Here is a 24325-nt window from a genome sequence, read left to right on the forward strand (position 1 = left end):
ATCAGGAGGGCCGAGCTGAGCAACCCGAAGGCGGCCAGGTGAGGTTGCCCGGTCTCCTGCTCGCCGGCCCCGAAGAAGACGTTAGCCTGCATGTCCGTGTTGGCGGCGGCATAGTCCGCCTCCAGTCGGAAGGCCGCCCGGTCCGAGGCGTTGCTCGACGGGCTACCGATGATGTAACGACGAAATGCGCCAGGTCGGGCGAAGAGGGCGTAGTTGGTGAACCCGCCGCCTGCCGAGTGGCCGAACAGGCCGTGGTCGTCCTCCATGCGGTAGTCGCGCTGCAACGCCGGTCGCACGTCATCGACCAGGAAGTCCAACAGGTCGTCGGCCTGGCGCGGTGCATCCTCCTCCAGCGGCATCAGCTGCCGCAGGACGTCACCGCCCGGCCCGTCGAAGAACGGCGTCTCGCCCGGCGGCCAGAGGTCGATCAGCCGGCGGCGCCCCGCTTCGGCCCAGCCCTCTTCGCCTGCGCATCCGACACCGACGATGATCAGCTCAGGTGCCAGACCGCCGATGGTCAGCGTGCTCATGAGGCCGACGGCCAAGTGGAGCAGCTGGGGCCCGTCGGTCAACCAGAGCACCGGGTACTGCGTCTCCGGGTTGCTCCCATAGCCCGCCCGCAGTGCTACCTGGACCTCGTAGTCCCAGTCGAACGCGGTACTGCGCATCGCGATGGCGGGCTCGATCGACATCGTCGATGCCACCCCCGGGGTCCTCGGTCGCGTGCCACGCCGGAACCGATGCTCCACCCGGGGCGTCGAGCCGGCGGACCGGGGAGATCCAGAGGAACCACCAGCGGCGTGCTGCCGGGACCGAGGACCCGATCGCAGGTTCCGACCAGCGGAACCTCTGCATTCGCTGCGGTCATGTCCTGGGTCACGCTGGAAGGTATGACTCCTCTGCGGATCGTCCAGTGGTCGACCGGCAACGTCGGCGGCCGGTCTCTGCGTGCCGTCATCGAGCACCCCGACCTGGATCTCGTCGGCGTCTATGCCCACTCCGCGACCAAGGTCGGCAGGGACGCGGGTGAGCTGTGCGACCTGCCCTCGACGGGGGTGAAGGTCACGGCGGACCATGCCGAGATCGTGGGGTTGAAGGCCGATTGCGTGCTCTACATGCCCTTCCGCGCCGAGTCGGACGTCCTGGTGGCGCTGCTCGAGGCCGGCACCAACGTCGTCACGACGTTAGGGGACTTCCAGAACCCGGACTTCGTCGAGCCCGGCCTCCGTGCACGGATCGAGGAGGCCTGTGCCACCGGTGGCTCCTCGATCTTCTCCACGGGCAGCAGCCCCGGCTTCGTAACCGATGCCCTGCCGATCGTGTTGTCGATGATGTCCCGCCGGATCGACCGGCTGAGCGTCGACGAGTACTCCGACGTCACGACCCGGAACTCCCCGGACATCGTCTTCACCGCGATGGGCTTCGGGCGCCGGCCAGCGGATGCCGACTCGGCCGGTCTCGCAGCGCATCTCAAGCGCAGTCGGGAGCGGTCCTTCCATCTGCTCGCGAACGCGTTCGGACTGCCGCTCGACAGCGTCGAGACCAAGGCCGAGATCGCGTTGACCCGCGAGCGCACCGAGATCGCGGCGGGGGTCGTCGAGGGCGGCACAGTCGGCGGTACCCGGCTGACCGTGTCTGGCATCCGCAACGGCGAGCCACTCCTGCAGTTCCGGGCGAACTGGTACTGCACGCGCGATCTCGAGACGCCGGAGGGGGAGGATTGGGACCTGCTCTACTCGGGCTGGCGGATCGCGTTGCGCGGTGACACCCCGATCGACGCCGTGATCACCTTCCCGGTCGCGGAGGAGGACTACGCCGCGTTCAGTCCCGGCCTGACGGCCCACCCGGCGGTCAACGCTGTGCCCTACGTCTGCGCGGCCCGTCCCGGGATCTTGCGCTCGCTCGATCTCCCACATCTGGTCCCCGCGTTCACCGGCCGGTGACCCACGGGCGGACACGCCTTGGGATGATCTTGATGTGAGGGGAGGGCCTCCGAGTCCGGTGTGGATTGCGACATCGACGCCGTTCCCAGGAGGTCCTCGTGTCCCACGGTAACGCCCCCGCTGACCCCGACCGGCCGACTGCGGCTGGCCCGCTGCGTCGTCGACGATGAGTGGCCGCTGCGCCGCGCCGCGGAACTGTTCCAGGTCGCGGTCACTACCGCCGTCCGTTGGGCCGGCCGCTACCGCGAGGACGGCGAGGCCGGACTGGAGGACCGTTCCGGCCGGCCCCGACACAGCCCGGCCCGTACACCAACCCGTACCGAACGCCGGATCATCAAGATCCGGGTGCCCCGCCGCTGGGGCCCGGACCGGATCGGGTTCCTGCTCGGCGTCGCCGCCTCGACCGTGCACCGAGTCCTGGCTCGCCCACCTGACCCCTGACCCGGACAGCGCCGCGGCGCTGTCGACGGCCCTGGACCGCGTCAGTGCAGGCACCCACCCGACGCGCTGGTCCTGCCCGTGTCCGCGGCGCAGCACCTCGACCTGGGCGGCCCGCGGGTCCCGCTCTACGTGCCCTTCGGCGGGCGTGCGGTGCTGGACCGACTCGCCACGCTCTTCCCGGTGACCACCGTGCTGGATCTCGCGGCGCTCGCCGTCGGAGCGGTCGTGGTGCCGATCTACCCGACGTCGTCGCAGGTTCAGATCGAGCATGTGCTCGCGGACTGCGGGGCCCGGTGGGTGTTCGCAAGTAGCCGGTCCCGCCTATGGCGCGGAGTAGTCGATGATCAGGAAGTAGAGCGCCTGGCTGTCACCGGGGTTCGAGATCCGGTGTGGCAGGTCGCCGACGAAGCTGACGGAGTCACCGGCGTCCAGATCGATCACTTCGGGGCCGACCCTGACACGCAACCGACCGCGTTCCAGGGCCAGCCATTCACGAGATCCCGTGGCGTGCGCCGGGAACTCCGGGCCGTCGCTGCTCGCCGGTGCGACCGCTCTGATGAACTGAGTGGTGCGGTCGGGAAGTGCCGGAGACAGCAGGCGCCACGTCCACTCGTTCTCCGTCTCCACCCGTTGCTCGCCTGCCCGGATCACCACGGCCGGCTCGCTGTGGTGTTCGTCGAGTAGCTGCGCCACCGATGACCGCAGTGCTGCGGCGACGCGGTCGAGCACGAGCACCGTCGGCACTTTCGCGCCCCGTTCGATCTCGGAGAGCATGCTGCGGCTGACCCGCGTGGCGTCGGCGAGGTCCTGCAGGGTCAGACCGAGCCTCTGCCGCCCCTCCCGGACGCGACGGCCCAGCTCGCTGATCGGCAAGCCGTTCGAGAAGCGGTCGACATCAGCGCTCCTCTTTGGTGGAATCACTCCACCATAGTAGAACGAGGAGCAAGGAGAGGTACCACATGGCACTCACTCACTGGGGCTTCCTCTACACGGCATCCGGAGCCGACCCCGAGCGTGATGTCACCGTCGTGGACACCGGCTCCTGTCGCACCGTCCTCGTCGGAATGGAGCGCCCCGAACAGGGCGTCGACGCAGCGAGGGAACTCGTCGAGCAACACGGCGTCCAGCTGATCGAGCTGTGCGGCGGCTTCGGGCCCACCTGGACCGCCCGGATCCTCGACGCGATCGGGCACCGGGTCCCGGTCGGCGCGGTCGCCTACGGCCCGGAGTCGGTCGACGGGGTCCACGAGATCTTCTCCTGACCGCCCACCGATGTCCTCGGCTCCAGGCGGCGTTCCAGCACCATGATCCCGGCGACCAGCGCAGCACCCAGCAGTGCCGGGACCAGCATCGCGTACCAGCCGGGGTCGGGGGCGAGGGCGCCGCGAGCGGCGTCCTGCCACGGCCACAGGGCCCGCAGCGCGCCCGGCAGCACGCCGACCATGACCACCATCAGGGTGCGGCGGTGATGAGCGAGCAGCCACTGGAGTAGCGAGACGAAGGTCCCGAGCCCGAGCACCGCGCCCACTGCGAACGCGGCCAGGTAGGCGAGGTCGAGATCGCGGACCGCCCGCAGGGTCTGCTCGTAGAGGCCCAACACCAGCAGCAGGAACGATCCGGAGAACCCCGGCAGCACCAGGGCGCACACCGCGATCGCGGCCGCGAGGCCGACCAGCAGGTTCGGCGGGCGGCCCTCTCCGGCGGCCGGGGGGAGGCCGCTCACGACGACGGTCCCGGCGAACGCCACGACGACGATCGCCCACTCCTTCGCCCCGCGGATCCTTCCGGTGATGCGCAGTGGAACCGCCACCGAGGCGGTGACCATCCCGAAGAACACCGCCCGTGCGCCGACCGGGTGCGCCTCGATGAGGCCGGGGAGGAACTGCGAGGCCAGCACGACCGCCAGCACCATGCCCGCCGCGACCGGAACCAGGAGCCCCCAGTCGAGCCGGCGCAGCTCTTCCCGAGGGCGGACGCCGCGACCTGCGCCGCCGGGCAGCAGCGCGCGCACCGCGCCGACCAGGTGCCCGGCCTGGGCGATCAGCCGTTCGTAGATCCCGACGACGAGCGCCATCGTCCCGCCACTGACCCCCGGGACGGTCTCGACGACGCCGATCGCCGCGCCCCGAACGAGGTGGAGTCCCGACATGCGCGGCGACAGGGCCGGAATCGCGACGGGCGCCCACGCCACTGCCCCGGCCAGGAGCGCGACCCCGAGCAGCGTCCAGCCCAGAATGCCGAACGCGTACTCGAACTTCTCGGCTGCCTCGCGCAGCAGGTAACCGGCAGTGACGTGCAGCGTTGCCCAGGCCGTCGCGCCGACTGCGACGGCAGGCAGGAACCGGCGCAGCGGCAGCTCGGAGGCCCCCGCAGCGGCAGGTGTCATCGTCCGCACCACCGGCAGGAAGCGGGCGAACAGCACCGCCCACGAGCCATGGCGACGCAGCGTGCGGGCGGCCTCGTCCCACCTGTCCTGGCCCATCCTCCTGATCAGCCTGCCGTCGCGGATCCGCGACCCGAGCCTGCGGCCGATCGTGTAACCGATCATGTCCCCGGCTGCTGCGGCAGCTGCAACGACCCCGATGACCAGCACCGCTGCCGGCGCATCGGGTACGGCCATCGCGGCCGCGATCAACACGGTCTCGCCGGGCAGGACCAGGCCGATCCCGAGTGTGCTCTCACCGAGCGTGATCACACCCGCGACCAGCACCACCACCCACAACGGGACGGAGCTGAGGAACTCGATGATCTCGGGAATGGAAACTCCTCGGTTCGTGGGCGTGCCGAGCCCGGGTCAGTCCACACACGGCACTCCATCGGCGGTCAGGTCGGGTGCGGGGACGATCTGGGATGTCGGGGCCGGGTCCGGAACCGCATCGACAAGGGGGTCGTCATCTCGATCCGCACCGGAATCGTCGGTGGGTGGCGGATCGTTCGGGATGGTGAGTCCGGAAACGAATGCGGTCACCTCTGCCTGGTCCACCTGGACGGCGATTCCCTCACCGTCGGTCCGGAGATCCGGCCGGCCGGTCGGGATCGTGCGGAACTCGACGCGGTCGCCGCGCAGCCGGCCGGCGTGTGCGATCAGTGATGTGAGGTCCCACCCCTGATCGAGGACGACCGCACCGTTGACTGCGCGCAGCAGGCCCGCGACGGCGCTCGGATCGGCCGTCGTCCCGGCCGACAGCAGTCGATGGGTCAGCCCGGCGAGGAACGCCTGCTGACGGCGCATCCGATCGAGGTCGCCCTCGGGGAGGCCGTGCCGTTGGCGCACGAACGACAGCGCTTGCGCGCCCTGCACGGTCTGCGGGCCGGCGGCGAAGTCGGCGCCCGAGTAATGGTCCGCGACCGGCGCCTTCAGGCAGACCGGCACCCCGCCGAGCGCACGGGTGACCTCGACGAAACCTGCGAGGTTGACCTGGGCGTAGTGGTCGACCGAGGCACCGGTGAGCCGCTCGACGGTGCGCACCAGTGTCCGGCTGCCGGCCTCGTTCGCCGCGCGCTCCAGCTCAGGTCCGGTCAGCCCCTGGCGCCGGAGCGCCGGGCGGGCGAGCGCCGCACCTCGGGCCAGCGCGGAATTGATCTTGTGCCGGCCCAGCTCGGGGACCTCGACCCAGGCGTCGCGCGGGATGGACACGGCGGAGGCGCCGAGCGCCGGGTCGTCCGGGATCCGGACCAGCATCAGCGTGTCGGTGTTGGCCTGGCCGTCGGCGTCGCCGGCGTCGAGTGCGTCGAGGATCTCGCGGGGGAGTGGGTCGCCGTGGGCGTCGACCCGGGAGTCGCTTCCGACGAGCAGGATGTCGGTCGCACCGTCGACGACGGTATCGCCCGTCACGTCGGCGGTGACCAGCCCGCCGTCGCTGCCCAGTGTCGCCCAGGCTGCACCGGTGGCCAGGAAGACGGCCGCCGACAACACCGCCGCCCACTGCCGCGCCCGGTATCGGCGGCGTGCGGCGCGTTGCCGGGCGTGCGGCCACGGTGGTACCGCCGCGACCGGGTGCAGTGGCGTCGTGCGCGCCGTGGCGACGGGCTCGCCCACGGCGCCGTTGGCAGCCCAGTGACCGGCGGCTCGGCGGCTCGGTGTCACGCGCTTCCCCGCGCCGCCGGCCCTGTCCCCGGACGGCGACGCGCTTGCTGTGTTCTCACGACCGAACGCACGACCTCGACTACGTCCGGGTCGTCGATGACATAGATCTGGCGGCGTCCCTCGCGGCGTGCCCGGACGAGCCCCGAGAGTTTCAGCTTCGCGAGATGCTGGCTGACCGCGGCGACCGGTTGGTCGAGCGCGGTGGCGATCGTGCCGACGTCGCAGGGGCCGTCGGCGAGCAGCCAGACGATCTGCAACCGCGAGGTGGCGCTGAGGATCCCGAACGCCGCAGCGGTGTCGGCCAGCAGTTCGGGCTCGAGCAGCTGCGGTTCCGGTCGCTCCCGCATTACACCTCCAAGACACTTGCGTCATTCGCGCAACTGTTACGGTACGGGACGGGTCCCCGCCCGGGGCCCGGGACCCGAGGAGCGCGATGGACCGGATGACCGAGGTGACCGCCGCGGCAGGTCACCCGCCGTCCCCGGACCCCGACCCGCCTGCCGCACACGGCGAGCCGGCCCTGCGACACTGGGCCGGCGCGGACGCCTTCGCGCTGCTGCGGGGCCTGGAGACCTCCCGGCGTGGCCTCACCGAGGACGCCGCCGCGGCGCGGCTCGCCGAGTACGGCGAGAACGCCTCCGTCGCCGAGCGCTGTCCGACGGTGTCCGCCCGGATCCGCGGCGCCCTCGCGAGCCCGTTCGCCGGGCTGATGGCGGTGCTCGGCGCGCTGCTCGCCGTGGCCGACGCCCCGGCGAGCGCGGCTGTCGTGCTCGTGATCGCCGGTCTGGGTGTCTCGCTGCGGCTGTGGCACGTGGTCCGCGTCGACCGCGCCGCGCGGGTTCTGCGCGCCCGGGTGGGCACCACCGTCACCGTCCGGCGACGGCCGGCGCCCGGCTCCGCCCCGCAGGAGCACGAGGTGCCGCCCGAGGACCTGGTGCCGGGTGATGTCGTCCTGCTGCACGCCGGCGACCCGGTCCCCGCCGACGCCCGGCTGCTGCGCGCACACGATCTGCTGGTCGACCAGTCGACGCTCTCCGGGCAGCGCCTCCCGGTGCCCAAGGCGTCGCCGGGCACCGGTCACCGGCAGTGCCGGTCGCCGAACGGCCCGCAGTCCGCGCACCCGGTGACCGGGCTGGGATCACTCGTGTTCGCCGGCAGCACCGTCACCCGTGGCGAGGCCACCGCCGTCGTCCTGGCCACCGGTCCGGCGACGCACACCGAGGAGCTCGCCGGCCGGGCGCACCGCCCTCGCCCAGAATCCGCGGTGGACCGCGGCGTGCGGTCGGTGAGCTGGACGTTGGTGCGGTGCATGCTCGTCGCCGCGCCGCTGGTGCTGGTCGTGAACGGGACGGTGTCCGGAGACGTGCGGCAGGCGCTGCTGTTCGCCGTCGCGGTGACCGTCGGGCTGACACCGGAACTGCTCCCGGTGATCGTCGGGACGACGCTGCTGCGTGGGGCGGGCAGGCTGCGCGAGGCCGGCGCGCTGGTGACCCGCCCGGAGGGCATCCACGACCTCGGCGCGATCGACGTCGCCTGCCTGGACAAGACCGGCACGCTGACCGAGGACCGCGTCGTGTTCACGCAGTCGACCGATCTCGACGGTCGTCCCTGTCCCGAGCCGGGCGAGGCCGCTGCGGTCGCGGTGCGGTTCCAGACGGTCCCGCGGGACGGGATCGACGAGGCACTCGCGGACGCGGGCCGGGACGGCTCCGCGGTGCTCGCCAGGGGACTGCTGACCCCGATCGACGAACTGCCGTTCGACCACGTCCGGCGGCGCGCTGCCATCGTACTGCGGGACGGTCACCGGGCCGGGGAGCTGGTGATCGTCCGCGGGGACCCGGACACCGTGCTCCCGCGCTGCACGCACGCGGTTCGCGGTGGCGAGACCGTTGAGCTGACCACGGCACTGCGTACCGCGGCAGCCGATGCGGTCGACCGCCACCGTGCCGGCGGCATGCGGGTCGTCGCGGTCGCGACCCGGCGCACCCCGGCCCACGACCCCGACCCCGAACACGACCTGCTCCTGCTCGGTTTCGTCGGCATGGTCGACCCGGTCCGGGACTCCGCGGCCACCGCGGTCCGGCGGTTCCGGGACCAGGGGATCGCCGTGAAGGTCCTGACCGGCGACGACACGACGGTCGCCGAGCAGGTCTGCGCCCGGGCGGGCATCGAGGTCGAGGGCGTGCTCGACGGGCCGGCCCTGGATGCGCTCGACGATGCCGCGCTGGTCCGTGCCGTGCAGCGCACCACGCTGTTCACCCGTCTCGGCCCGGTGCAGAAGGAGCGGGTGGTCACCGCCCTGCGCGCTCGCGGACACACCGTGGGCTTCCTCGGCGACGGAGTCAACGACGTCGGTGCACTCCGCGTGGCCGACGTCGGCATCAGCGTCGACGGCGCCGTCCCGGCGGCCCGGTCGGCCGCGGACATCGTGCTCGGCGACCGCGGGCCCGACGGCGTCGTGACCGCCGTCGAGGAGGGCCGGCGCACGCTCGGCAACGCCACTCGCTACCTCACGGTGGCCGCGGCGCTCAATGTCGGCAACGCCCTCTCGGTGGTGATCGCCTCTGCGGTGCTGCCGTTCCTGCCGTTGCTGCCGACACAGCTGTTGCTGCAGAGCGTACTGTTCGGCGTGGCCGCGCTCTCGCTTCCGTTCGATCGCGTCGAGCCCGGATGGACCGCCCGGCCGCGGCGCTGGGACTCCCGCGGGATGTTGCGGTTCATGGTGGTCCTCGGGCCACTGTCCTCGGCCTTCGATCTGATCACCTTCTGGGTGGTCTGGCGCCATCTCGGCCTGGACACCCCGGCCGAGCAGGCGATCTTCCAGACCGTCTGGTTCATGGAAGGGGTCCTGTCCCAGGTGCTGGTGCTGCTCCTGCTCCGCACCCACGCCGGTCGCCCCGCTCGGCCCGTGGTGCTCACCGTGGCCGCGGTCGTCGCCGCGGGGCTGGCGCTGCCGTTCACCCCGCTCGCTCCCGTGTTCGGGATGACGGCGCCGCCCGCCGCGGTATGGCTGCTGCTGGCTGCGGTCGTAGCGCCGTTCCTGCTGTGCGCGGCCGCGACCCGATCGCTCTACCTCCGTCACGTGTTGAGCATCCACCCCGCAGACAAGGACCGATGATGACACCGCCTGGGCCGACCCAGCTGCTGATCGTGCTGCTCGTGCTCGTGCTGCTGTTCGGCGCGAAGAAGCTCCCGGACCTGGCCCGTTCGGTCGGCCGGTCGAGCCGGATCCTGAAGTCCGAGCTGAACGCGAACGACCGGGACGACCGGGACGACCGGGACGACCACAGCAATCCGGGCGAGGTCCGACAGCCGTCTCCGGGCGCTCGGGCGCCGCGCGAGCCGGAGCGCTGACCGCCGCTTCCCGGCGGCTCAGGGCCTGGCGAGCCGCTGATCGGACGGGCCGACGCCGGCGCGGTCACGCACGGCGGTCCGGTGCGGCCGTCCCCAGTACGATGTCACGGACCGCGTGCAGGGCGGGGTTCTCGTCGCCCGCGCGCCAGGCGGCGACCAGCTCCACGGGCTCCCCGGTGATCCCGCCGACCGGTCGCAGCACGACGCCGTCGAGGCCGAGCGCGGTCGCTGCCTGCGGGACCAGCGCCAGCCCGAGTCCGGCGCGGACGAGGGCCAGGATCGTGTGCACCTGGCTGAGGTGGTGGACGTAGCGGGGGGCGATCCCGGCGCCGCGGAACACCCCGACGAGCACCTCGTGGAAGTAGCGCGCCTCGGTCGGCGAGTACATGACGAACGGCTCTCCGTCGAGGTCGCGCAGGTGCGGTGCGCGGTCGGGGGCCGCCAGCGGATGGTCGGCCGGGACCGCGACCAGCAGCGCCTCACGGTGCAGCGGCCGGTGCTCCAGGCCGGCGACCGGCACGGGGGGCCGGACCAGGGCCAGGTCCAGCTCTCCGGAGTGGAGCTCCTCCAGCTGCGTGCCCGACACCCGCTCGCGCAGCACCAGATCGACACCCGGTAGCCGCGATCGGATCGCGCCGACCACCGCGTCGAGCACGGAGTGCGCGGAGGAGGCGGTGAAGCCCAGGGCGACCGTCCCGACCTCGCCGGTGGGCACCCGCCGCACCGCGAGAGTCGCCTGGGTGGACAGACCGAGAATGCGGCGGGCGTCGGATAGGAACGCCCGCCCCGCGGCGGTGAGCCGCACGGTCCGTCCGGTTCGGTCGAACAGCTCGACGTCCAGCTCCCGCTCGAGCAGCTGGATCCGCCGGGTCAGGGGCGGTTGGGTCATCGACAGCCGCTCCGCGGCGCGGCCGTAGTGGAGGGTTTCGGCGACCGCGACGAAGCTCTCCAGCTGGCTCAGCGTGAACACCGATCCATTCTAGGCATCGTTCAATGCCAAACTAGTGTTGGACGAGCATCGTTCTGCTTTCTAGTGTCGGTCCCGGTTGCAGCCACCGCCGACCGACATCCCGCAGGAGGAACCCGCCGATGCCCGCCATCGCTCCCACCGAACTCGCAGAGCATCTCGGCTCGGGGCTGCTGTCCTTCCCCGTCACACACTTCACTCGTGACCTCGCGTTCGACGAGACCGCGTACCGGGACAACATCGCCCGACTCGGCAAGTACGAGGTGACCGGTCTGTTCGCGGCCGGCGGGACCGGCGAGTTCTTCTCGCTGACGCCCGACGAGGTCGGCGGTGTCGTCCGCGCCGCGGTGCAGAGCGCCCCGGACGACACCCCGATCCTGGCCCCGGCCGGGCACGGAACCGCCCAGGCGGTGGCGTTCGCCCAGGACGCCGAGGCCGCCGGCGCCGACGGGTTGCTGCTCTTCCCGCCGTACCTGACCGAGGCCTCGACCGACGGCCTGGTCGCACACGTCCGTGCGGTCTGCGCGGCCACCTCGCTGGGCGTCGTGCTGTACAGCAGGGCCAACGCCGTGTACACGCCGGACGCCGTCGTCACACTCGCCGAGGCCTGTCCCAACCTGATCGGTTTCAAAGACGGGGTCGGCGATCTCGAGGCGATCACCCGGATCCACTCGCGGCTCGGTGACCGCCTGGTCTACATCGGCGGCCTGCCGACCGCGGAGACGTTCGCGCTGCCCTACCTCGAACTCGGGGTGACGACCTACAGCTCGGCGATTTTCAACTTCCTGCCGGAGTTCGCGCTGACGTTCTACGGCGCGGTCCGGGCGGGGGACCGCGCGACCGTGCAGCGGCTGCTCGACGACGTCGTGCTGCCCTACACCACGATCCGGGACCGGAAACCGGGCTACGCGGTGAGCATCGTCAAGGCGGGCATGGACCTGTCGGGCCACCCGGCCGGGCCGGTCCGACCGCCCCTGACCGACCTGGACGAGCGGGAACGTGCGCTGCTGACCGACGTGATCGAGGCATCCCGTCCGGCCGCAGCCTGAGCGCCGGCCCCAGCGACGATGCCGAAGGAGACGAACGTGACCGCTCCTCCCACCCATCACCCGACCGGGTCCATGATCATCGGTGCGAAGCCCGTCACCGGAACCGGCGACGAGGTCCGTTCCACCGACCCCCGGTCGGGCGCGGCGCTCGCGCCCGGCTACCCGGCGGCGTCTGCCGAGGAGGTCGACCGGGCCTGCGCGCTGGCCGCGGTGGCGTTCCCGGCGTTCCGGGCGACCACCGCGGAGGGACGTGCCGCGTTCCTCGACCGCATCGCGGACCTGCTCGACGAGCGCCGCGACGCGCTCGTCGAACGTGCCCACGCCGAGACCGCGTTGCCCCGGCCGCGGCTCACCGGCGAGGTCGGCCGCACCAGCGGCCAGCTGCGGCTGTTCGCCGCGGAGCTGCGGGCGGGGGTGTGGCAGGGCGTCCGGATCGACCCGGCCCGTCCGGAACGCACCCCGCTCCCGCGGGCCGACATCCGGCAGCGCCGGATCCCGCTCGGCCCGGTCGCGGTCTTCGGCGCGAGCAACTTCCCGCTCGCGTTCTCCACCGCGGGGGGCGACACCGCGTCCGCTCTCGCGGCGGGCTGCCCGGTCGTGGTCAAGGCGCACCAGGCGCACCTGGGAACCGCGGAGCTCGCGGCGCGGGCGATCGCCGACGCCGCCGCCGACACCGGTATGCCGGAGGGCGTGTTCTCCCAGCTGGTCGCCAACGGGACCGCGATCGGTGCCCGGCTCGTCGCCGACCCGCGGATCCGGGCCGTCGCCTTCACCGGGTCGCGCCGTGGCGGGCTGGCGATCGCCGCGGTCGCCGCGGCCCGCCCGGTGCCGATCCCGGTGTACGCGGAGATGAGCAGCATCAACCCGGTGTTGTTGCTGCCCGCGGCGCTCGACGCCCGTGGCGCCGGGCTCGGGGCCGCCTTCGCCGGGTCGCTCACCCTCGGGGCCGGCCAGTTCTGCACCAATCCCGGGCTGCTGCTCGCGATCGAGGGTCCTGGGCTCGACGCGTTCACCTCCGCCGCCGCCACCGCCGTGGCGGCCGATCCCGGGGCGACCATGCTCACCACCGGGATCGCCGACCACTACGCCGGGACCGGTGACGCGCTGGCGGCCCGGCCCGGGGTCACGGAGCTCGCCCGCGGCACGCGGGAGGGCGGCGCCGCATGCGGCGGTGCCCGGCTGCTGACCGTGGACGGCACCCGGTTCGTCGCCGACCCGTGGCTGCAGGCCGAGGTGTTCGGCGCGACGTCGCTGCTCGTCCGGTGCACCGACACCACCGAGCTGACCGCGGCCCTGGCCGCGCTGGAAGGACAGCTCACCGTGACCGTCCATGCCGACGAGACCGACCACGACCTCGCCGGGGAGCTCCTGCCGATGCTCGAGGAACGGGCCGGGCGCATCCTGTTCGACGGCTGGCCCACCGGTGTCGAGGTGGGCCATGCGATGGTCCACGGTGGTCCCTTCCCGGCGACGACCGACCCGCGCAGCACCTCGGTCGGGACCCTCGCGATCGAGCGGTTCCTGCGGCCCGTCGCCTACCAGGACGTGCCGCAGGCACTGCTGCCCGCCGACCTGCGCGACGACAACCCGCAGAATCTCCTGCGGCGAGTCGACGGCGAGCCCGGCCGGGATCCGCTGCCCGCCGGCTGAGGCCGTCCGTCCCGCCCCTGGGCGGCCACCGGCCGCGCACCTTCCAACGCTGTGAGGACCTCATGACACCGCCCCCGTCACCACCGGCCCGAGCCGGAACCGGCCCCGTTCCCGTCACCGCCCGCCGTCCGCAGGGGAGCGCCCGCCATGGCCACGCCTGACGTCAGGACCACGGACGTACCCGAGGCGTCCCCGGCGCGCCGGGGTCCCGCCGGTTCTGCTGCGGCGCCCCACCGACGGGGCCCCCGCCGGGACACGGTGGTGGCGGGGGTCAAGGCCGTGCTGGGCATCCTGGGCCTGTTCGCCCTGTGGGAGCTCGTGGTCGCCGTGCTCGATCCACCGGAGTACCTGCTGGTCGGCCCGATCTCGGCGTTCGCGGAGTTGCTCGAGCGGCCCGGGTACTTCGCCGAGAACACGTTCATCACGCTGCAGGAGGCGCTCGCCGGGTTCGCGCTCGGCACCGCGCTCGGCGTGCTCTGCGGCGCCGCTCTGCACTACTCACCGACCGTGCGGAGCTTCCTCTACCCGGCCTTGATCGCGATCGACACGATCCCGAAGGTCGCACTGGCCCCGCTGTTCATCGTGTGGTTCGGGTTCGGCTTCGAGTCCAAGGCCTTCGTGGCGATGGCCATCGCGTTCTTCCCCCTCGTCATCAACACCTACGACGGGCTGAGCTCGGTCCCGCACGAACTGCAGGAGCTGGCTCGGATCAACAAGGCCTCGCAGTGGAAGAAGATGACGAAGATCGAGTTCATCTACGCGGTCCCGTCGATCCTGTCCGGTGCCAAGATCTCGATCTCGCTGGCCGTCGGAGGCGCGGTGGTCGGTGAGTTCATCGCGGGGTCCAAGGGCCTCGGGTACGTCATCATGCTCGCGAACAGCCAGGTCGACCTCCCGTCGATGTTCGCGGCGTTCATCGTGCTCGCCGCGATCGCGCTGGCCCTGTTCTTCGTGGTGGATCTCGCGGGGCGCAAGCTCGTGCCGTGGAAGCGGCACGCGAAGTGACCGGCCGGAGGCGCACCATGTTCCGCCGGGCCGTCGCCGCCCTCGGGACCCTCGCACTGCTGGTCCTCGCGGGCTGCGGGAACCCGAGCGGCCGGGAGGAGATGTCGCTGATGCTCGACGTCGGCTGGCTGCCCAAACACGCACTGTTCATCTCGGCGGTGGAGCGGGGCTTCTTCGAGGCCGAGGGCATCGACCTCACGGTCATGCCGGGCTCCGGCTCGACCAACACGGTCACCTCGGTGGACGTCGGCCGGGTCGACGCCGGATGGGCCGACTACGGTGCCACGGTCGTCAGCCAGGGTCGTGGGGCCGAGGTCAAGCAGGTCAACCTGCTGCAGGCCCGCTCGGCCTACGCCGTCGTCGCGCTGGCCGGCACGGGCATCGACGGGTGGGAGGACCTGCCAGGCAAGACCGTCGCGACCGAGGGCGCCGGCGCGATGACCGCCATGTGGCCCTACGCGCTGAGCAAGCTGGGGCTCCCCGAGAACGGCGTGAACGTCGTGCACGCCGCCAGCGCGGCGAAGATCCCCGGGCTGCTGGCCGGCCAGTGGGACGCCAACCTCGCGCTCTACGTCTCCGACCAGCCCGCGATCGACGCGCTCGACCGGGAGGCGACCGTCCTGAAGTGGTCGGACCTGGGCATCGACCTCTACGGCAACGGGATCGTGATGTCCGACGAGAAGCTGCGGACGAACCCCGGCCAGGTCGAACGGTTCAACCGGGCGATGCAGAAGGGCTACCTCTGGGCCTGCGAGCACCCGCAGGACGCTGCGAAGGACTTCCAGGCCGAGGTCGCCGGGTTCGAGGAACGGACCATCGTGCTCGCGATCGACGAGCAGTGCGCCCTGAACTGGGGGGCCGGGCAGGCGGCGGACGACTTCGGCGTCATGGACGACGCGAACGTCCAGAAAATGATCGACATCGCGCACCAGTTCCTGGGACTGGACCCGGAGAGCCGCCTCGCTCCCGCAGACGTGTACAGCAACGACCACCTCGCGCCGCTGCACCGCGGCGATGCCATCCAGGCGCCGTGACGGCCGGAGGAGAGCACGACATGAACCACGAGTACGCCATCTCGGTGAACAACGTCGGCAAGACCTACCGGTCCCGCGACGGCCAGGACAACACGGTCCTGCAGGGACTCGACTTCCACGTCGAGCCCGGTCAGTTCGTCTCGATCGTCGGGCAGTCCGGCAGCGGCAAGACGACGCTGCTCAAGACGATCTCCGGTCTGCAGGAGCCCACCGAGGGCGAGATCCTGGTGAAGGGCCGTCCGATCAAGGAGGGGCTCGAGGACATCGCGATGGTGTTCCAGAGCCCGGTGCTGCTGCCGTGGCGGAACAACCTCGACAACGTGCTGCTGCCGCTGGAGTTCCGCGGCACCCGCACCGAGGAGGCGAAGGGCTTCGCCCGGGAGCTGCTCGAGATGGTCGGCCTGGGTGATCGCGCAGGGCGCTACTCCTACGAGCTCAGCGGAGGGATGCAGCAGCGGGTGGCCATCTGCCGCGCGCTCGTCTCCCATCCCGAGCTGCTGCTCATGGACGAGCCGTTCGGCGCACTCGACGCCATGACACGGGACTCGATGAACGTCGAGATCCAGCGCATCTGGCACACGACCGGCTGCAGCGTCCTGTTCGTCACGCACAGCATCCCGGAGGCGGTGTGGCTGGCCGACCGGGTCGTCGTCGTGGGGGACCGGCCGGGACGCATCGTCGCCGACATCGAGATCGACCTCCCGCGCCCCCGCGGCAAGGAGCACCGCTTCTCCCCGGGCTTCTCCGAGTACGTGACGGAGATCGAATCGCACATCGGCGTCACCGCCGGCATCAGCTGACCGCCCCGACACCGGAGGACCACCCATGCTGCACCTCACCGCGGACGCCGCACAGCTCGCACGGCACTACGGGCTCGACGCCCACCGGAGCCTGCTGTTCTCGGCGATTCGCCTCGACTCGTTCCCCCTGGTCGCCCCGCTGATCGCGCAGAGCGGCGAGGACCGGTTCCTGCTCGTGCGCCAGCAGGAGCAGGGCAACGCCCTCTCGGCGGGCGTCCCGAAGGAACGGATCAGGTTCTACGCACCGTGGGTCACGATCGATCCCCGCGTGGTGGCCGACACGCCGGCCGCGGCGTCGCTGGCGAGCCTGGTGGCCGAGCTGGCCTCCGACGACGACCGGGTGCACCTGGCCGCCGACGTCGTCCTGAGCCACCACCGCGCCCTCACCGGAACCGGAGCGCTCGAGGTGACCGCCGATGACCGGGCCCCGGCGCCGGTCGTGGCCCACGAGATCGACACCGACGCGGTACTGGCCCGGTTCGGCGGGTGGCGGGCCGAGGGCGTGCGCGTCGCCCGTCGGCTGATCGAGGGGATCGAGCACCTCGACGGTCTGGCCGCGGAACTGTCGGCCACCGAGGACACCCGGTTCGCGGGGCTGACCGCGCTGGCCCGCGAGCGGGCGCTCGACGCGGTGCTGCTCGCCGCGACGCCCAACGTCACCGAGGCGATCGGACATGCGCAGCCGGCCGGGTCCGTCGCCATGTGGCTCCCCGAGGCGGAGCGGCTGGTTCTGCTCGCCCCGCAGGGCACACCCGGGATCCCGGGTGCGGCGGCCGGGACGTACCCGTCGGCCGGGGCCGCCGTGCGTGCGCTGAGCCCCGGTGCCCGGACCGGAGTCGAGGAGGAGTTCATCGGCATCGGCCTGGCCCGGGAGCTGGAGCGCGAGGGCGCCGAGCTGGTCGGGGTCTCGTCCGACCTCGGCCACTGGCGCGACGTGCGCGACCACGAGGACCTCGGGTTCCAGGTCGTCGCCGCCCGGGCCAGCGTGTTCGCCATCGAGGAGGCGCTGGCCTGGGCCGAGGACGGCCTGGCCGCCGGCCGGGAGTTCACCGAGCTCGACATCCACGCCGTCTACCTCGACAAGATCGTCGAGTTCCGTACGGCCCACGACATCCCGTTCGGCATCGAGCCCTACTTCACCAACCTGCACTCGTCGAACCGGATGCTCTTCCCCGGCCCGCCGGTGCACTTTCCGATCAACGCGGAGACGACCTGCATCCAGCTCGACGCCGGCGTGCGGATCGTCGTGGAGGGCGTCACCGTCGCCACGTCCGACATGGCACGGTCGCTGCCCCGGACCGCCGCCGCGAAGCAGGCGTACGGCTTCTTCTTCGACGTCGTACGGGACGGCATCATCGGGCAGCTGCGGCCCGGGGTGGTGTGCGAGGACGTGCACGAGGGCACCCTGCGCTACCTGGCGCCGCACCTCGACCGGATGCGCGAGATCGGGATGCTCGGCACCGAGGTCGACTTCGACACCGAGTACCGCAAGCGCAACGTCGGGCACCTCATGGGCAAGCAGGAGTCGTTCGCGAACGAGCTGCGGCCCGGCTACAAGCACGTCCTGCAGGTCGGTTCCTACGGTGCCGCAGAGATTCCCTGGCGGTACGACGACGCGGCCATCGGCACCGAGGACCTCTGGTACGTCGGCCGGGACCGGACCTACATCGTGAGCAAGCGGTGATCGGGGAGATCCCGGCCCGGATCCGGGAGCGGCTCGCCGAGCGGTCCCTCGAGCTCCCGGTGCTCGGCCCGCCGCGCTACGCCTACGAGCCGGCCGTGCTCTGCGGCGACGTGCTGCACGTGTCCGGCCAGATCTCCCGCACCGCGGCGGGGAAGCTCCTCCGCGGCACCCTCGGCGAGGACGCGACGACCGACGACGGAGTGGCCGCCGCCCGGGTCTGCGCGCTGAACCTGCTGGCCCGCATGCACGAGGCCGTCGGGTTGGCGAACGTGCACCGCGTGGTGAAGCTCAACGCCTGGGTGGCGAGCAGCCGGGACTTCGTGGACCAGCCGACCGTCGTCGACGGGGCGTCGCAGCTGCTGCGTGACGTGCTGGGCGACGCGGGCGGGCACGCCCGGACCGCGCTGGCCGTGCACGTCCTGCCGCAGGGAGCGTTGGTCGAGATCGACGCCGTGGCCGCGGTGCGGGTGTGATCCCGGGAACCCGCGCCGCGGTCACCAGGTCATGACGGCAGGCGCAGGCGGCCCTCAGGAGGGCGGGGTCAGCAGGCCGCGTCGGTAGGCCGGGACGAGGTTGCGTGGCACCAGGTGTCGGCGGCCCTCCACGGTGATCGGCACGAGGTCGGGGGCCTGTGCCTTCCAGCTCGACCGGCGGTGCCGGGTGTTCGCGCGCGACATGCGTCGTTTCGGGACGGCCATCAGTTCTCTCCCTCTCGTTCGTCGCGGGCGGCGAGGTCGCCGCCCACCGGCTCGGGGTTCGAGCACGGCTCGTCATGCGCCCAGCCGAAGGGGTCGGGCAGGGCGGACCAGGCGTCCTCCCCGGCGGCGACCTCGGCGTCGGTCAGCAGCGCCTCGCGCAGTCGCGCGTCGATCTCGTCGGGGTCGGCCTCGTGACAGAGCACGACCAGGTCCTGGGCCCGGTCGCCCCAGCGTGGGTGCCAGCCCAGCGCGGCCAGCGCCCGCCGCTGGTCGCTCACCTGCTCCCAGGCTTGCTCATCGGCGCCGTCGAGCCATTCGCCGACGTGCCCGATCTGCAGGCCACCGCCGGCGCTCTCGAGCCACAGCACGGCTTCGGGCCTCGTCGCCAGCCAGAACCGGCCACGGGCCCGCACGACACCGTCGAGCAGGGAGCTGATCGCGTCGTGCAGCCGGTCGGGGTGGAACGGCCGCCGGGCGGAGAACAGCAGCGTCCGCACGCCGTTCACAGCATCGAGCGGTGGGGTGCCGCGCAGCAGTGACTCGTGCACGTCGCTCGGCACACCGCGCCGCGCCTGCTGCGGTAGCCCGGCACAGAACAGCCGGTCGTCACCCCGCTCCGCGACCTGTCGCGGTGCCATCGGTGCCAGCCGGTCCAGGACGGCGGTGGTGCGGTCGACCTCGGCCGGTCCCGTCGATCGGGTCGTCACGATCACGTCGGCGAACTCGACCTGTCCGACGGCGAGCTGGGCCACGGTGCGCTCGTCCTCGGGCAGTGTGGACAGTCCGCGCTCGGGCAGCGTCGCGTCGCCGGTGGCGTCGTCGAGCCAGGTGTCCGGGTCGAGCACGGTCACCACGCCGCGCAGGTCCACCAGGTCGGTGACCGGGCGCGGCTGTCCCGGCGGATCCGAGCGCGAGTCGGCAGCGGTGCCGTTCGGCTCGACCGGTACCGAGCCGAGCGTCCAGCAGACCGGTTCCGGTTCCAGGCGCGGGTCCAGGTGCAGCACGATCCGGCGCACCTTCCCGGCCAGTGCTGCGAGCGTCGGTAGCACGTCCTCGCGGATCGTGCAGGTCACGCAGCCGTGCGCGAGCTCCAGCACGGTGCGCTCGTCGAGTTCGCGATCGCGGTAGCGGCGCCGCACCCGGCCGCGGTCCAGGTCGTGCAGCTCGTGGTGCAGGACGACGACATCCGGGTCGAGCTCCCGCATCCGCGCGACCGTCCGTTCCACCGCGTCGGGCACGGTCCCGCACAGGACCACCAGTTCGGTCATGACTTCCTCCCGGAGTGGACGTGGACAACCTCGGGTGTAGCCTAAACGAAAATGATTCTCATGTTGAGGAGGGTGAGGGATGGCCAAGACGACCGACGTCCGGCCGATCGTGAAGCTGCGGTCGACGGCCGGCACCGGCACGACCTACGTCACGCGGAAGAACCGCCGCAACGACCCGGACCGGCTGGTGCTGCGCAAGTACGACGCGCGGATCCGCAGGCACGTCGAGTTCAAGGAGGAGCGCTGATGCCGCCCCGGAACAAGCCGCTGCGCACCACCCGCCGCAAGCCGAACCCCCTGCTTCCCTACCCGAACGCGGGGCGGTGAGCAGGTGTCCCGACGTTGCGATCTGACCGGCCGCGAGCCGTCGTTCGGGAACCGGGTGTCGCACTCGCACCGGCGCACGAGCCGGCGCTGGGATCCGAACGTGCAGTCGAAGCGCTACTGGTTCGCCGAGGAGGGCCGCTGGATACGGCTGACGCTCTCGGCGAAGGGGATCAAGACCGTGGACCGGATCGGCGTCACCGCCGCGGTCGCGCGGATCCGCACGAGGGGAGTACGTGTCTGATGGCCACCACGGGACAGATCGCCAAGAACGAGCGCCGGAAGGCGATCGTGGCTCGGTACGCCGAGCGGCGGGCCGAGCTGAAGGCCGTCCTCGCGCGGCCGTCGGCCACCGCGCAGGAGAAGGCCGCCGCGGCGGCAGAGCTGCGTCGCCAGCCGCGCGACGCGAGCCCCACCCGGGTCCGCAACCGCGACTCGGTCGACGGGCGCCCGCGCGGGCACCTGCGCAAGTTCGGGGTGTCCCGGGTCCGGTTGCGGGAGCTGGCGCACGACGGCGCCCTGCCGGGGGTGCGCAAGTCCAGCTGGTGACTCACCCGCCGACGTCCAGCGGTCCCGGCCCCGGACCTCGAGTTCGGGGCCGGGAACCGATGGAGAGAACACGGTGTCGCGCTCCGGCGTGGCCGCCATCTCGAGGAGATGCACATGAAGGTGCGCACGTCGCTTCGTTCCCTGAAGAACAAGCCGGGAGCACAGGTGATCCGTCGTCACGGAAAGGTCTACGTGATCAACAAGAAGAATCCGCGGAACAAGGCCCGGCAGGGGTGACCGGATCGGGCCGCGCTGCAGCGTGATCCACGCGACGGTGTCGGTCCCGGAAAGTTTCGGGCTACTGTCCGCAGTCGCGCCCGAAGCCGTCCACGATGCGGAGTACCCGAGTGATGAACGTGCCGGTGTCGACGAGTCTCCCTGTCCTGGACATGTCCCTGCTCGACGGCGATGAGGCCTCAGCGGCCACGTTCCGGCACGCCGTGCGCCGCACGACGCACGAGACAGGGTTCTTCTACCTGACCGGGCATGGAATCCCCGGCGAGGTGGTCGACAGGGCGTTCGCCGCAGCCGAGCGGTTCTTCGCTCTGCCCGAGAAGAACAAGCTCGAGGTCGAGATGCTGCGCAGCCCGCACTTCCGTGGCTACAACCGCACCGGTGGTGAGCTCACCCGGGGCCGGGTCGACTGGCGCGAACAGATCGACATCGCTGCCGAGCGCGACCCCTGGAAGGAGCCGGCGGCTCCGGCCTACATGCGCCTGGAGGGGCCCAACCTCTGGCCGAGCGCACAGCCCGAGCTGCGGACGGTGTTCCTCGACTGGGAACAGCGGTGCTCGGTGATCGCACGCCGGCTGATGCGGGCCTGGGCGGTGGCGCTCGGGAGCCCCGCCGACGTCTTCGACGCGACCTACGGCGATCGCCCCTCGACGCTGATCAAACTCGTCCGCTACCCCGGCCGCGAGGACCGCGGACAAGGGGTGGGCGCGCACAAGGACCCCGGTGTGCTGACCCTGCTGATGCTCGAAGGGGGCAAGGGAGGTCTCCAGATCGAGCGCGACGGCGAGTGGCTCGAGGCTCCGGCGGTGCCCGGCGCGTTCGTGGTCAACATCGGCGAGCTGATGGAGTTCGCCACCGACGGCTACCTCAAGGCGACCGTGCACCGTGTGGTCTCCCCGCCGATGGGCGAAACCCGGTTGTCGATCCCGTTCTTCTTCAATCCCGCGCTGGACTCCACCGTGCCCCGGATCGATCTACCGGCCGAGCTCGCCGAACACGCTCGTGGCGTCAGCCAGGACCCCGACAACGTCATTTCCGGCACCTTCGGCGAGAACCTGCTCAAGGCCCGTCTCCGCGCACATCCCGACGTCGCCGCCGCGCACCACGCCGACCTCGTCACGAGCACGCCCTGACCCCGGTCGACCCGGCACGTCGTTGATCAGCGAGGGAAGGTCCCTTCGGCGCCCGCGGACGTGATGAGCCGGGTGATGCGCTCGGAGTGGACGCCGACTCGCCCGTAGAACTGGGGCGCGTCCCGATCGGCGCCGGGACGCCAGTTCGACACCCCGACGAGCTGCCCGTCGACGACCAGCGGCGAACCGCTGTCGGTCGGGCGCGACACGAACGCGCTCGGTCCTTCGCCTGCGCACAGGTAGGCGGCCGGGTCGTAGCGGTAGCCGTGCCACACCACCGGCGGTATGCGGCTGAAGGCATCGGCGGCCGCGGCGCTGCACCGTGCGTCGTCGAGCGTGGTGGTCGGGGTCTGCCACAGCACGGGCTCGTCGTGCGGCGACACGCGCCAGCCCGTCACCCGTTCCTGCGTCCCGGCCGCGGGCCACGCCCGGTCGAGGTCCGCCATGGGCAGGGTCGGCCCGGACACGGCGGTCGCGAGCAGCAGCACCCCGATATCGGGCGGGGAGTCGACGGGTCCGAACAGGCCGTCGAAGACGCCCTGCTGGTCGCCGGGCCACCCGGGCGACACCCACTTGTCGACGACCGCGACCGTGCGGCCCTCCTGGCTGCGAAGATCCGTGCGCCCCACCACGACGGAGATCTCGGCCGGCTCACGGCCGATGCAGTGCGCGGCGGTGACGACGGCCCGCGGCGCCACGAGCGTGCCGACGCAGGTCTTGCCCGGAGGCCCGCCGGGCGGTGGGCTACCGCCACCGTTGATCGCGACGACCCAGGGCTCGTCCGCGCTGGTCACCGGCCCGTGGCCGGCCACAGGGGGCAGCGTGGGCGCCGGCAGATACGCCCACACCACATAACTCAGCACCAGCGCCACGGGCAGTCCGAGCGCGAGCAGCCATCCCCGACGTCGGAGCTTCCCCCGATGCTCCCGCACCGGCAGACGCTAGCACGGTGATCACATTCACCACGTCGTCGTGATCAGGACGCGATTCGTTCCGGCGAGTGCGGCGAGCAATCTCGGAGTTCGGGCAGGCTGTAGTGGTCGGCGATGAGTTCCACCGTGCGGGCCTGCGTCCGCCGTGAATGCCCCATGACCACCAGCATCATCTCGTCGACCCCTGCCTGGTCATGGAGACGTTCGAGAGCGTCGGCGACCTCGGGGCCGGTGCCGTTGAGGAAGTGCTGCGTGTACGCGTCGAGGATCTGCTGTTCCTGCGCGGTGGCGCGGTGGACATCGACCTCCTCGGGCGGGAGGACCAGATAGCTGTCGCGCTGGAACATCCTGAGCATCGCCATGGCCGCCGTCCTGGCCTGGCGCCTGGCCTCGGCCGGGTCGTCGTGCGCGACGACGCCGACGCTGAGCAGGCTGTAGGGCTCGTCCAGCACCTCGGAGGGCCGGAAGCTCTCCCGATACAGGCGCATGGCGGTGGCGACGTCGGCGTTGCCGAACTGCAACGCGAAGGCATAGGGCCGGCCGAGCCGACCGGCCAGCTGTGCCGAGTACGGCGAAGACCCCAGGATCCAGGTCTCCGGACTCGTGGTGGGGAGCGGTACCCGGTTCTGTCCGGCCTGCCACGGCCCCGGTACGGCGTGAACGTTCGTGTAGGGGTGGCCCTGGGGAAAGTCGTCCGCCAGGAACCCGAGAAGTTCCAGAACCTGCTGGGGGAACTCGTCGTTCGCGTCACGGCCTCGACGTAGCGCCGCAGCGGTCGCGGCATCCGTACCGGGCGCGCGGCCCAGACCGAGGTCGATCCTCCCCGGAGCGAGAGTGTCCAACATGCTGAACTGTTCGGCGATCATCAAAGGCACGTGGTTGGGCAACATCACCCCGCCCGCGCCGAGGCGGATGCGCTCGGTCTCACCGGTCAACCGGGCCAGCATCATCTGCGGCGACGAGGTGGCCGCGCCCGGCATGCCATGGTGCTCGGACATCCAGAAGCGGCGATAGCCACGCCGCTCGGCCAGCTGAGCCAGCGCGATGAGCTCCGCGAAAGCCTCCTGCGCTGTCTGCCCGACGCCGGTGTGGGCGTTGTCGAGCACGGAAAGCGCGAACGGGGCGGTGCCGGAGGGCTGTGCCGGGGTCATACAAGATCTCAATTCTCACGGA

Annotated in this window: 25 protein-coding genes and 2 pseudogenes; 18 read left to right on the plus strand and 9 right to left on the minus strand. The window is 71.7% G+C overall.

Annotation, left to right across the window (positions count from 1 at the left end):
- Positions 1-890: 890 nt before the first annotated feature.
- The 3 genes and pseudogenes from JOF36_RS39075 to JOF36_RS39080 form a co-directional block, all read left to right on the plus strand.
- The gene (locus JOF36_RS39075) at positions 891-1943 is read left to right on the plus strand and encodes an NAD(P)H-dependent amine dehydrogenase family protein (RefSeq protein WP_245350867.1); all 1053 of its coding nucleotides are present in this window, start codon (positions 891-893) and stop codon (positions 1941-1943) included.
- 98 nt (positions 1944-2041) lie between these two features.
- Positions 2042-2369: pseudogene (locus JOF36_RS16090) on the plus strand (helix-turn-helix domain-containing protein); the annotation flags it as partial.
- A 243-nt stretch (positions 2370-2612) separates the two neighbouring features.
- Positions 2613-2669 (plus strand): annotated as a pseudogene (locus JOF36_RS39080) (hypothetical protein); the annotation flags it as partial.
- 36 nt (positions 2670-2705) lie between these two features.
- Here JOF36_RS39080 and JOF36_RS39085 read toward each other — a convergent pair.
- Positions 2706-3350, minus strand: coding sequence for a helix-turn-helix domain-containing protein (locus tag JOF36_RS39085; protein ID WP_307862408.1), 645 nt, complete (start codon positions 3348-3350; stop codon positions 2706-2708).
- Here JOF36_RS39085 and JOF36_RS16100 point away from each other — a divergent pair.
- Positions 3344-3646 carry a DUF6506 family protein gene (locus JOF36_RS16100; protein WP_210027679.1) on the plus strand — a complete coding sequence of 101 codons (303 nt, stop codon included), beginning with the start codon at positions 3344-3346 and terminating at the stop codon, positions 3644-3646. The two genes, JOF36_RS39085 and JOF36_RS16100, sit on opposite strands and share 7 nt — an antisense overlap.
- On the opposite strand, the gene JOF36_RS16105 is transcribed toward JOF36_RS16100, so the two are convergent.
- The 3 genes from JOF36_RS16105 to JOF36_RS16115 all read right to left on the minus strand — a co-directional run bounded on the left by JOF36_RS16105 (position 3601) and on the right by JOF36_RS16115 (position 6818).
- A complete protein-coding gene (locus JOF36_RS16105; RefSeq protein WP_210027680.1) occupies positions 3601-5097 on the minus strand; it encodes an undecaprenyl phosphate translocase family protein in 1497 nt (498 codons plus the stop codon). The genes JOF36_RS16100 and JOF36_RS16105 overlap by 46 nt on opposite strands.
- A gap of 81 nt (positions 5098-5178) precedes the next feature.
- Entirely contained in the window at positions 5179-6423 is a 1245-nt protein-coding gene (locus JOF36_RS16110; RefSeq protein ID WP_210027681.1) for an LCP family protein, read from the minus strand.
- A 44-nt stretch (positions 6424-6467) separates the two neighbouring features.
- Positions 6468-6818: an ArsR/SmtB family transcription factor gene (locus JOF36_RS16115; RefSeq protein WP_210027682.1), complete on the minus strand. Its 351-nt coding sequence runs from the start codon at positions 6816-6818 to the stop codon at positions 6468-6470.
- An 86-nt stretch (positions 6819-6904) separates the two neighbouring features.
- Between JOF36_RS16115 and mgtA the strand changes: the two genes are divergently transcribed.
- Together mgtA and tatA are read left to right on the plus strand one after the other, a co-directional pair.
- Complete coding sequence (gene mgtA, locus JOF36_RS16120) at positions 6905-9589, plus strand: magnesium-translocating P-type ATPase (RefSeq protein WP_245350868.1); 2685 nt, start codon at positions 6905-6907, stop codon at positions 9587-9589.
- The gene (gene tatA, locus JOF36_RS40170) at positions 9589-9825 is read left to right on the plus strand and encodes a twin-arginine translocase TatA/TatE family subunit (protein ID WP_281071444.1); all 237 of its coding nucleotides are present in this window, start codon (positions 9589-9591) and stop codon (positions 9823-9825) included. Before mgtA ends, tatA begins: the two co-directional genes overlap by 1 nt.
- 64 nt (positions 9826-9889) lie before the next feature.
- On the opposite strand, the gene JOF36_RS16130 is transcribed toward tatA, so the two are convergent.
- On the minus strand, positions 9890-10795 hold the full coding sequence (locus JOF36_RS16130) for a LysR family transcriptional regulator (protein ID WP_210027683.1): 906 nt from the start codon (positions 10793-10795) through the stop codon (positions 9890-9892).
- A gap of 119 nt (positions 10796-10914) precedes the next feature.
- Between JOF36_RS16130 and kdgD the strand changes: the two genes are divergently transcribed.
- The 7 genes from kdgD (at position 10915) to JOF36_RS16165 (ending at position 18487) form a co-directional block, all read left to right on the plus strand.
- Positions 10915-11841 carry a 5-dehydro-4-deoxyglucarate dehydratase gene (gene kdgD / locus JOF36_RS16135; protein WP_210027685.1) on the plus strand — a complete coding sequence of 309 codons (927 nt, stop codon included), beginning with the start codon at positions 10915-10917 and terminating at the stop codon, positions 11839-11841.
- Positions 11842-11877: 36 nt separating this feature from the next.
- Positions 11878-13491, plus strand: coding sequence for an aldehyde dehydrogenase (NADP(+)) (locus JOF36_RS16140; RefSeq protein ID WP_307862409.1), 1614 nt, complete (start codon positions 11878-11880; stop codon positions 13489-13491).
- Positions 13492-13752: 261 nt separating this feature from the next.
- Positions 13753-14496: an ABC transporter permease gene (locus JOF36_RS16145; RefSeq protein WP_210027689.1), complete on the plus strand. Its 744-nt coding sequence runs from the start codon at positions 13753-13755 to the stop codon at positions 14494-14496.
- A 17-nt stretch (positions 14497-14513) separates the two neighbouring features.
- Positions 14514-15530, plus strand: coding sequence for an ABC transporter substrate-binding protein (locus JOF36_RS16150; protein ID WP_210027690.1), 1017 nt, complete (start codon positions 14514-14516; stop codon positions 15528-15530).
- Positions 15531-15550: 20 nt separating this feature from the next.
- A complete protein-coding gene (locus JOF36_RS16155) occupies positions 15551-16330 on the plus strand; it encodes an ABC transporter ATP-binding protein (RefSeq protein ID WP_210027692.1) in 780 nt (259 codons plus the stop codon).
- A 25-nt stretch (positions 16331-16355) separates the two neighbouring features.
- The gene (locus JOF36_RS16160; RefSeq protein ID WP_210027694.1) at positions 16356-18014 is read left to right on the plus strand and encodes a M24 family metallopeptidase; all 1659 of its coding nucleotides are present in this window, start codon (positions 16356-16358) and stop codon (positions 18012-18014) included.
- Complete coding sequence (locus tag JOF36_RS16165; RefSeq protein WP_307862410.1) at positions 18011-18487, plus strand: RidA family protein; 477 nt, start codon at positions 18011-18013, stop codon at positions 18485-18487. Before JOF36_RS16160 ends, JOF36_RS16165 begins: the two co-directional genes overlap by 4 nt.
- 54 nt (positions 18488-18541) lie before the next feature.
- Here JOF36_RS16165 and rpmF read toward each other — a convergent pair whose 3' ends face one another.
- Together rpmF and mrf are read right to left on the minus strand one after the other, a co-directional pair.
- Positions 18542-18712, minus strand: coding sequence for a 50S ribosomal protein L32 (rpmF, locus tag JOF36_RS16170; RefSeq protein WP_210027696.1), 171 nt, complete (start codon positions 18710-18712; stop codon positions 18542-18544).
- Complete coding sequence (gene mrf, locus JOF36_RS16175; protein WP_210027698.1) at positions 18712-19980, minus strand: ribosome hibernation factor-recruiting GTPase MRF; 1269 nt, start codon at positions 19978-19980, stop codon at positions 18712-18714. Before mrf ends, rpmF begins: the two co-directional genes overlap by 1 nt.
- Positions 19981-20059: 79 nt before the next feature.
- Between mrf and rpmG the strand changes: the two genes are divergently transcribed.
- From rpmG to JOF36_RS16200, 5 genes are all read left to right on the plus strand, one after another.
- Entirely contained in the window at positions 20060-20227 is a 168-nt protein-coding gene (gene rpmG / locus JOF36_RS16180; protein WP_210027700.1) for a 50S ribosomal protein L33, read from the plus strand.
- Positions 20228-20311: 84 nt separating this feature from the next.
- A complete protein-coding gene (gene rpmB, locus JOF36_RS16185) occupies positions 20312-20548 on the plus strand; it encodes a 50S ribosomal protein L28 (RefSeq protein ID WP_210027702.1) in 237 nt (78 codons plus the stop codon).
- The gene (rpsN, locus tag JOF36_RS16190) at positions 20548-20853 is read left to right on the plus strand and encodes a 30S ribosomal protein S14 (protein ID WP_210027705.1); all 306 of its coding nucleotides are present in this window, start codon (positions 20548-20550) and stop codon (positions 20851-20853) included. Before rpmB ends, rpsN begins: the two co-directional genes overlap by 1 nt.
- Before the next feature lie 114 nt (positions 20854-20967).
- The gene (ykgO, locus tag JOF36_RS16195; RefSeq protein WP_085916765.1) at positions 20968-21090 is read left to right on the plus strand and encodes a type B 50S ribosomal protein L36; all 123 of its coding nucleotides are present in this window, start codon (positions 20968-20970) and stop codon (positions 21088-21090) included.
- Between the two features lie 113 nt (positions 21091-21203).
- Positions 21204-22220 (plus strand): isopenicillin N synthase family dioxygenase, encoded by a 1017-nt coding sequence (locus JOF36_RS16200; RefSeq protein ID WP_210027706.1) that lies wholly within the window; start codon positions 21204-21206, stop codon positions 22218-22220.
- A 26-nt stretch (positions 22221-22246) separates the two neighbouring features.
- Here JOF36_RS16200 and JOF36_RS16205 read toward each other — a convergent pair whose 3' ends face one another.
- Entirely contained in the window at positions 22247-23152 is a 906-nt protein-coding gene (locus tag JOF36_RS16205; RefSeq protein WP_210027708.1) for a S1 family peptidase, read from the minus strand.
- 44 nt (positions 23153-23196) lie between these two features.
- Positions 23197-24303: an LLM class flavin-dependent oxidoreductase gene (locus JOF36_RS16210; protein WP_210027710.1), complete on the minus strand. Its 1107-nt coding sequence runs from the start codon at positions 24301-24303 to the stop codon at positions 23197-23199.
- Positions 24304-24325: the final 22 nt, after the last annotated feature.

The organism is Pseudonocardia parietis, from assembly GCF_017876315.1.
In the GTDB taxonomy this organism is placed as follows: Bacteria; Actinomycetota; Actinomycetes; order Mycobacteriales; family Pseudonocardiaceae; genus Pseudonocardia; species Pseudonocardia parietis.

Coding starts and splice junctions, on each gene's coding strand:
- JOF36_RS16200 (WP_210027706.1), top strand. CDS start 21,204: ATGAACGTGCCGGTGTCGACGAGTCTCCCTGTCCTGGACATGTCCCTG.
- rpmG (WP_210027700.1), top strand. CDS start 20,060: ATGGCCAAGACGACCGACGTCCGGCCGATCGTGAAGCTGCGGTCGACG.
- tatA (WP_281071444.1), top strand. CDS start 9,589: ATGACACCGCCTGGGCCGACCCAGCTGCTGATCGTGCTGCTCGTGCTC.
- kdgD (WP_210027685.1), top strand. CDS start 10,915: ATGCCCGCCATCGCTCCCACCGAACTCGCAGAGCATCTCGGCTCGGGG.
- mrf (WP_210027698.1), bottom strand. CDS start 19,980: ATGACCGAACTGGTGGTCCTGTGCGGGACCGTGCCCGACGCGGTGGAA.
- JOF36_RS16160 (WP_210027694.1), top strand. CDS start 16,356: ATGCTGCACCTCACCGCGGACGCCGCACAGCTCGCACGGCACTACGGG.
- JOF36_RS16210 (WP_210027710.1), bottom strand. CDS start 24,303: ATGACCCCGGCACAGCCCTCCGGCACCGCCCCGTTCGCGCTTTCCGTG.
- ykgO (WP_085916765.1), top strand. CDS start 20,968: ATGAAGGTGCGCACGTCGCTTCGTTCCCTGAAGAACAAGCCGGGAGCA.
- JOF36_RS16115 (WP_210027682.1), bottom strand. CDS start 6,818: ATGCGGGAGCGACCGGAACCGCAGCTGCTCGAGCCCGAACTGCTGGCC.
- JOF36_RS16150 (WP_210027690.1), top strand. CDS start 14,514: ATGTTCCGCCGGGCCGTCGCCGCCCTCGGGACCCTCGCACTGCTGGTC.
- rpsN (WP_210027705.1), top strand. CDS start 20,548: ATGGCCACCACGGGACAGATCGCCAAGAACGAGCGCCGGAAGGCGATC.
- JOF36_RS39075 (WP_245350867.1), top strand. CDS start 891: ATGACTCCTCTGCGGATCGTCCAGTGGTCGACCGGCAACGTCGGCGGC.
- JOF36_RS16100 (WP_210027679.1), top strand. CDS start 3,344: ATGGCACTCACTCACTGGGGCTTCCTCTACACGGCATCCGGAGCCGAC.
- JOF36_RS16155 (WP_210027692.1), top strand. CDS start 15,551: ATGAACCACGAGTACGCCATCTCGGTGAACAACGTCGGCAAGACCTAC.
- rpmF (WP_210027696.1), bottom strand. CDS start 18,712: ATGGCCGTCCCGAAACGACGCATGTCGCGCGCGAACACCCGGCACCGC.
- mgtA (WP_245350868.1), top strand. CDS start 6,905: ATGGACCGGATGACCGAGGTGACCGCCGCGGCAGGTCACCCGCCGTCC.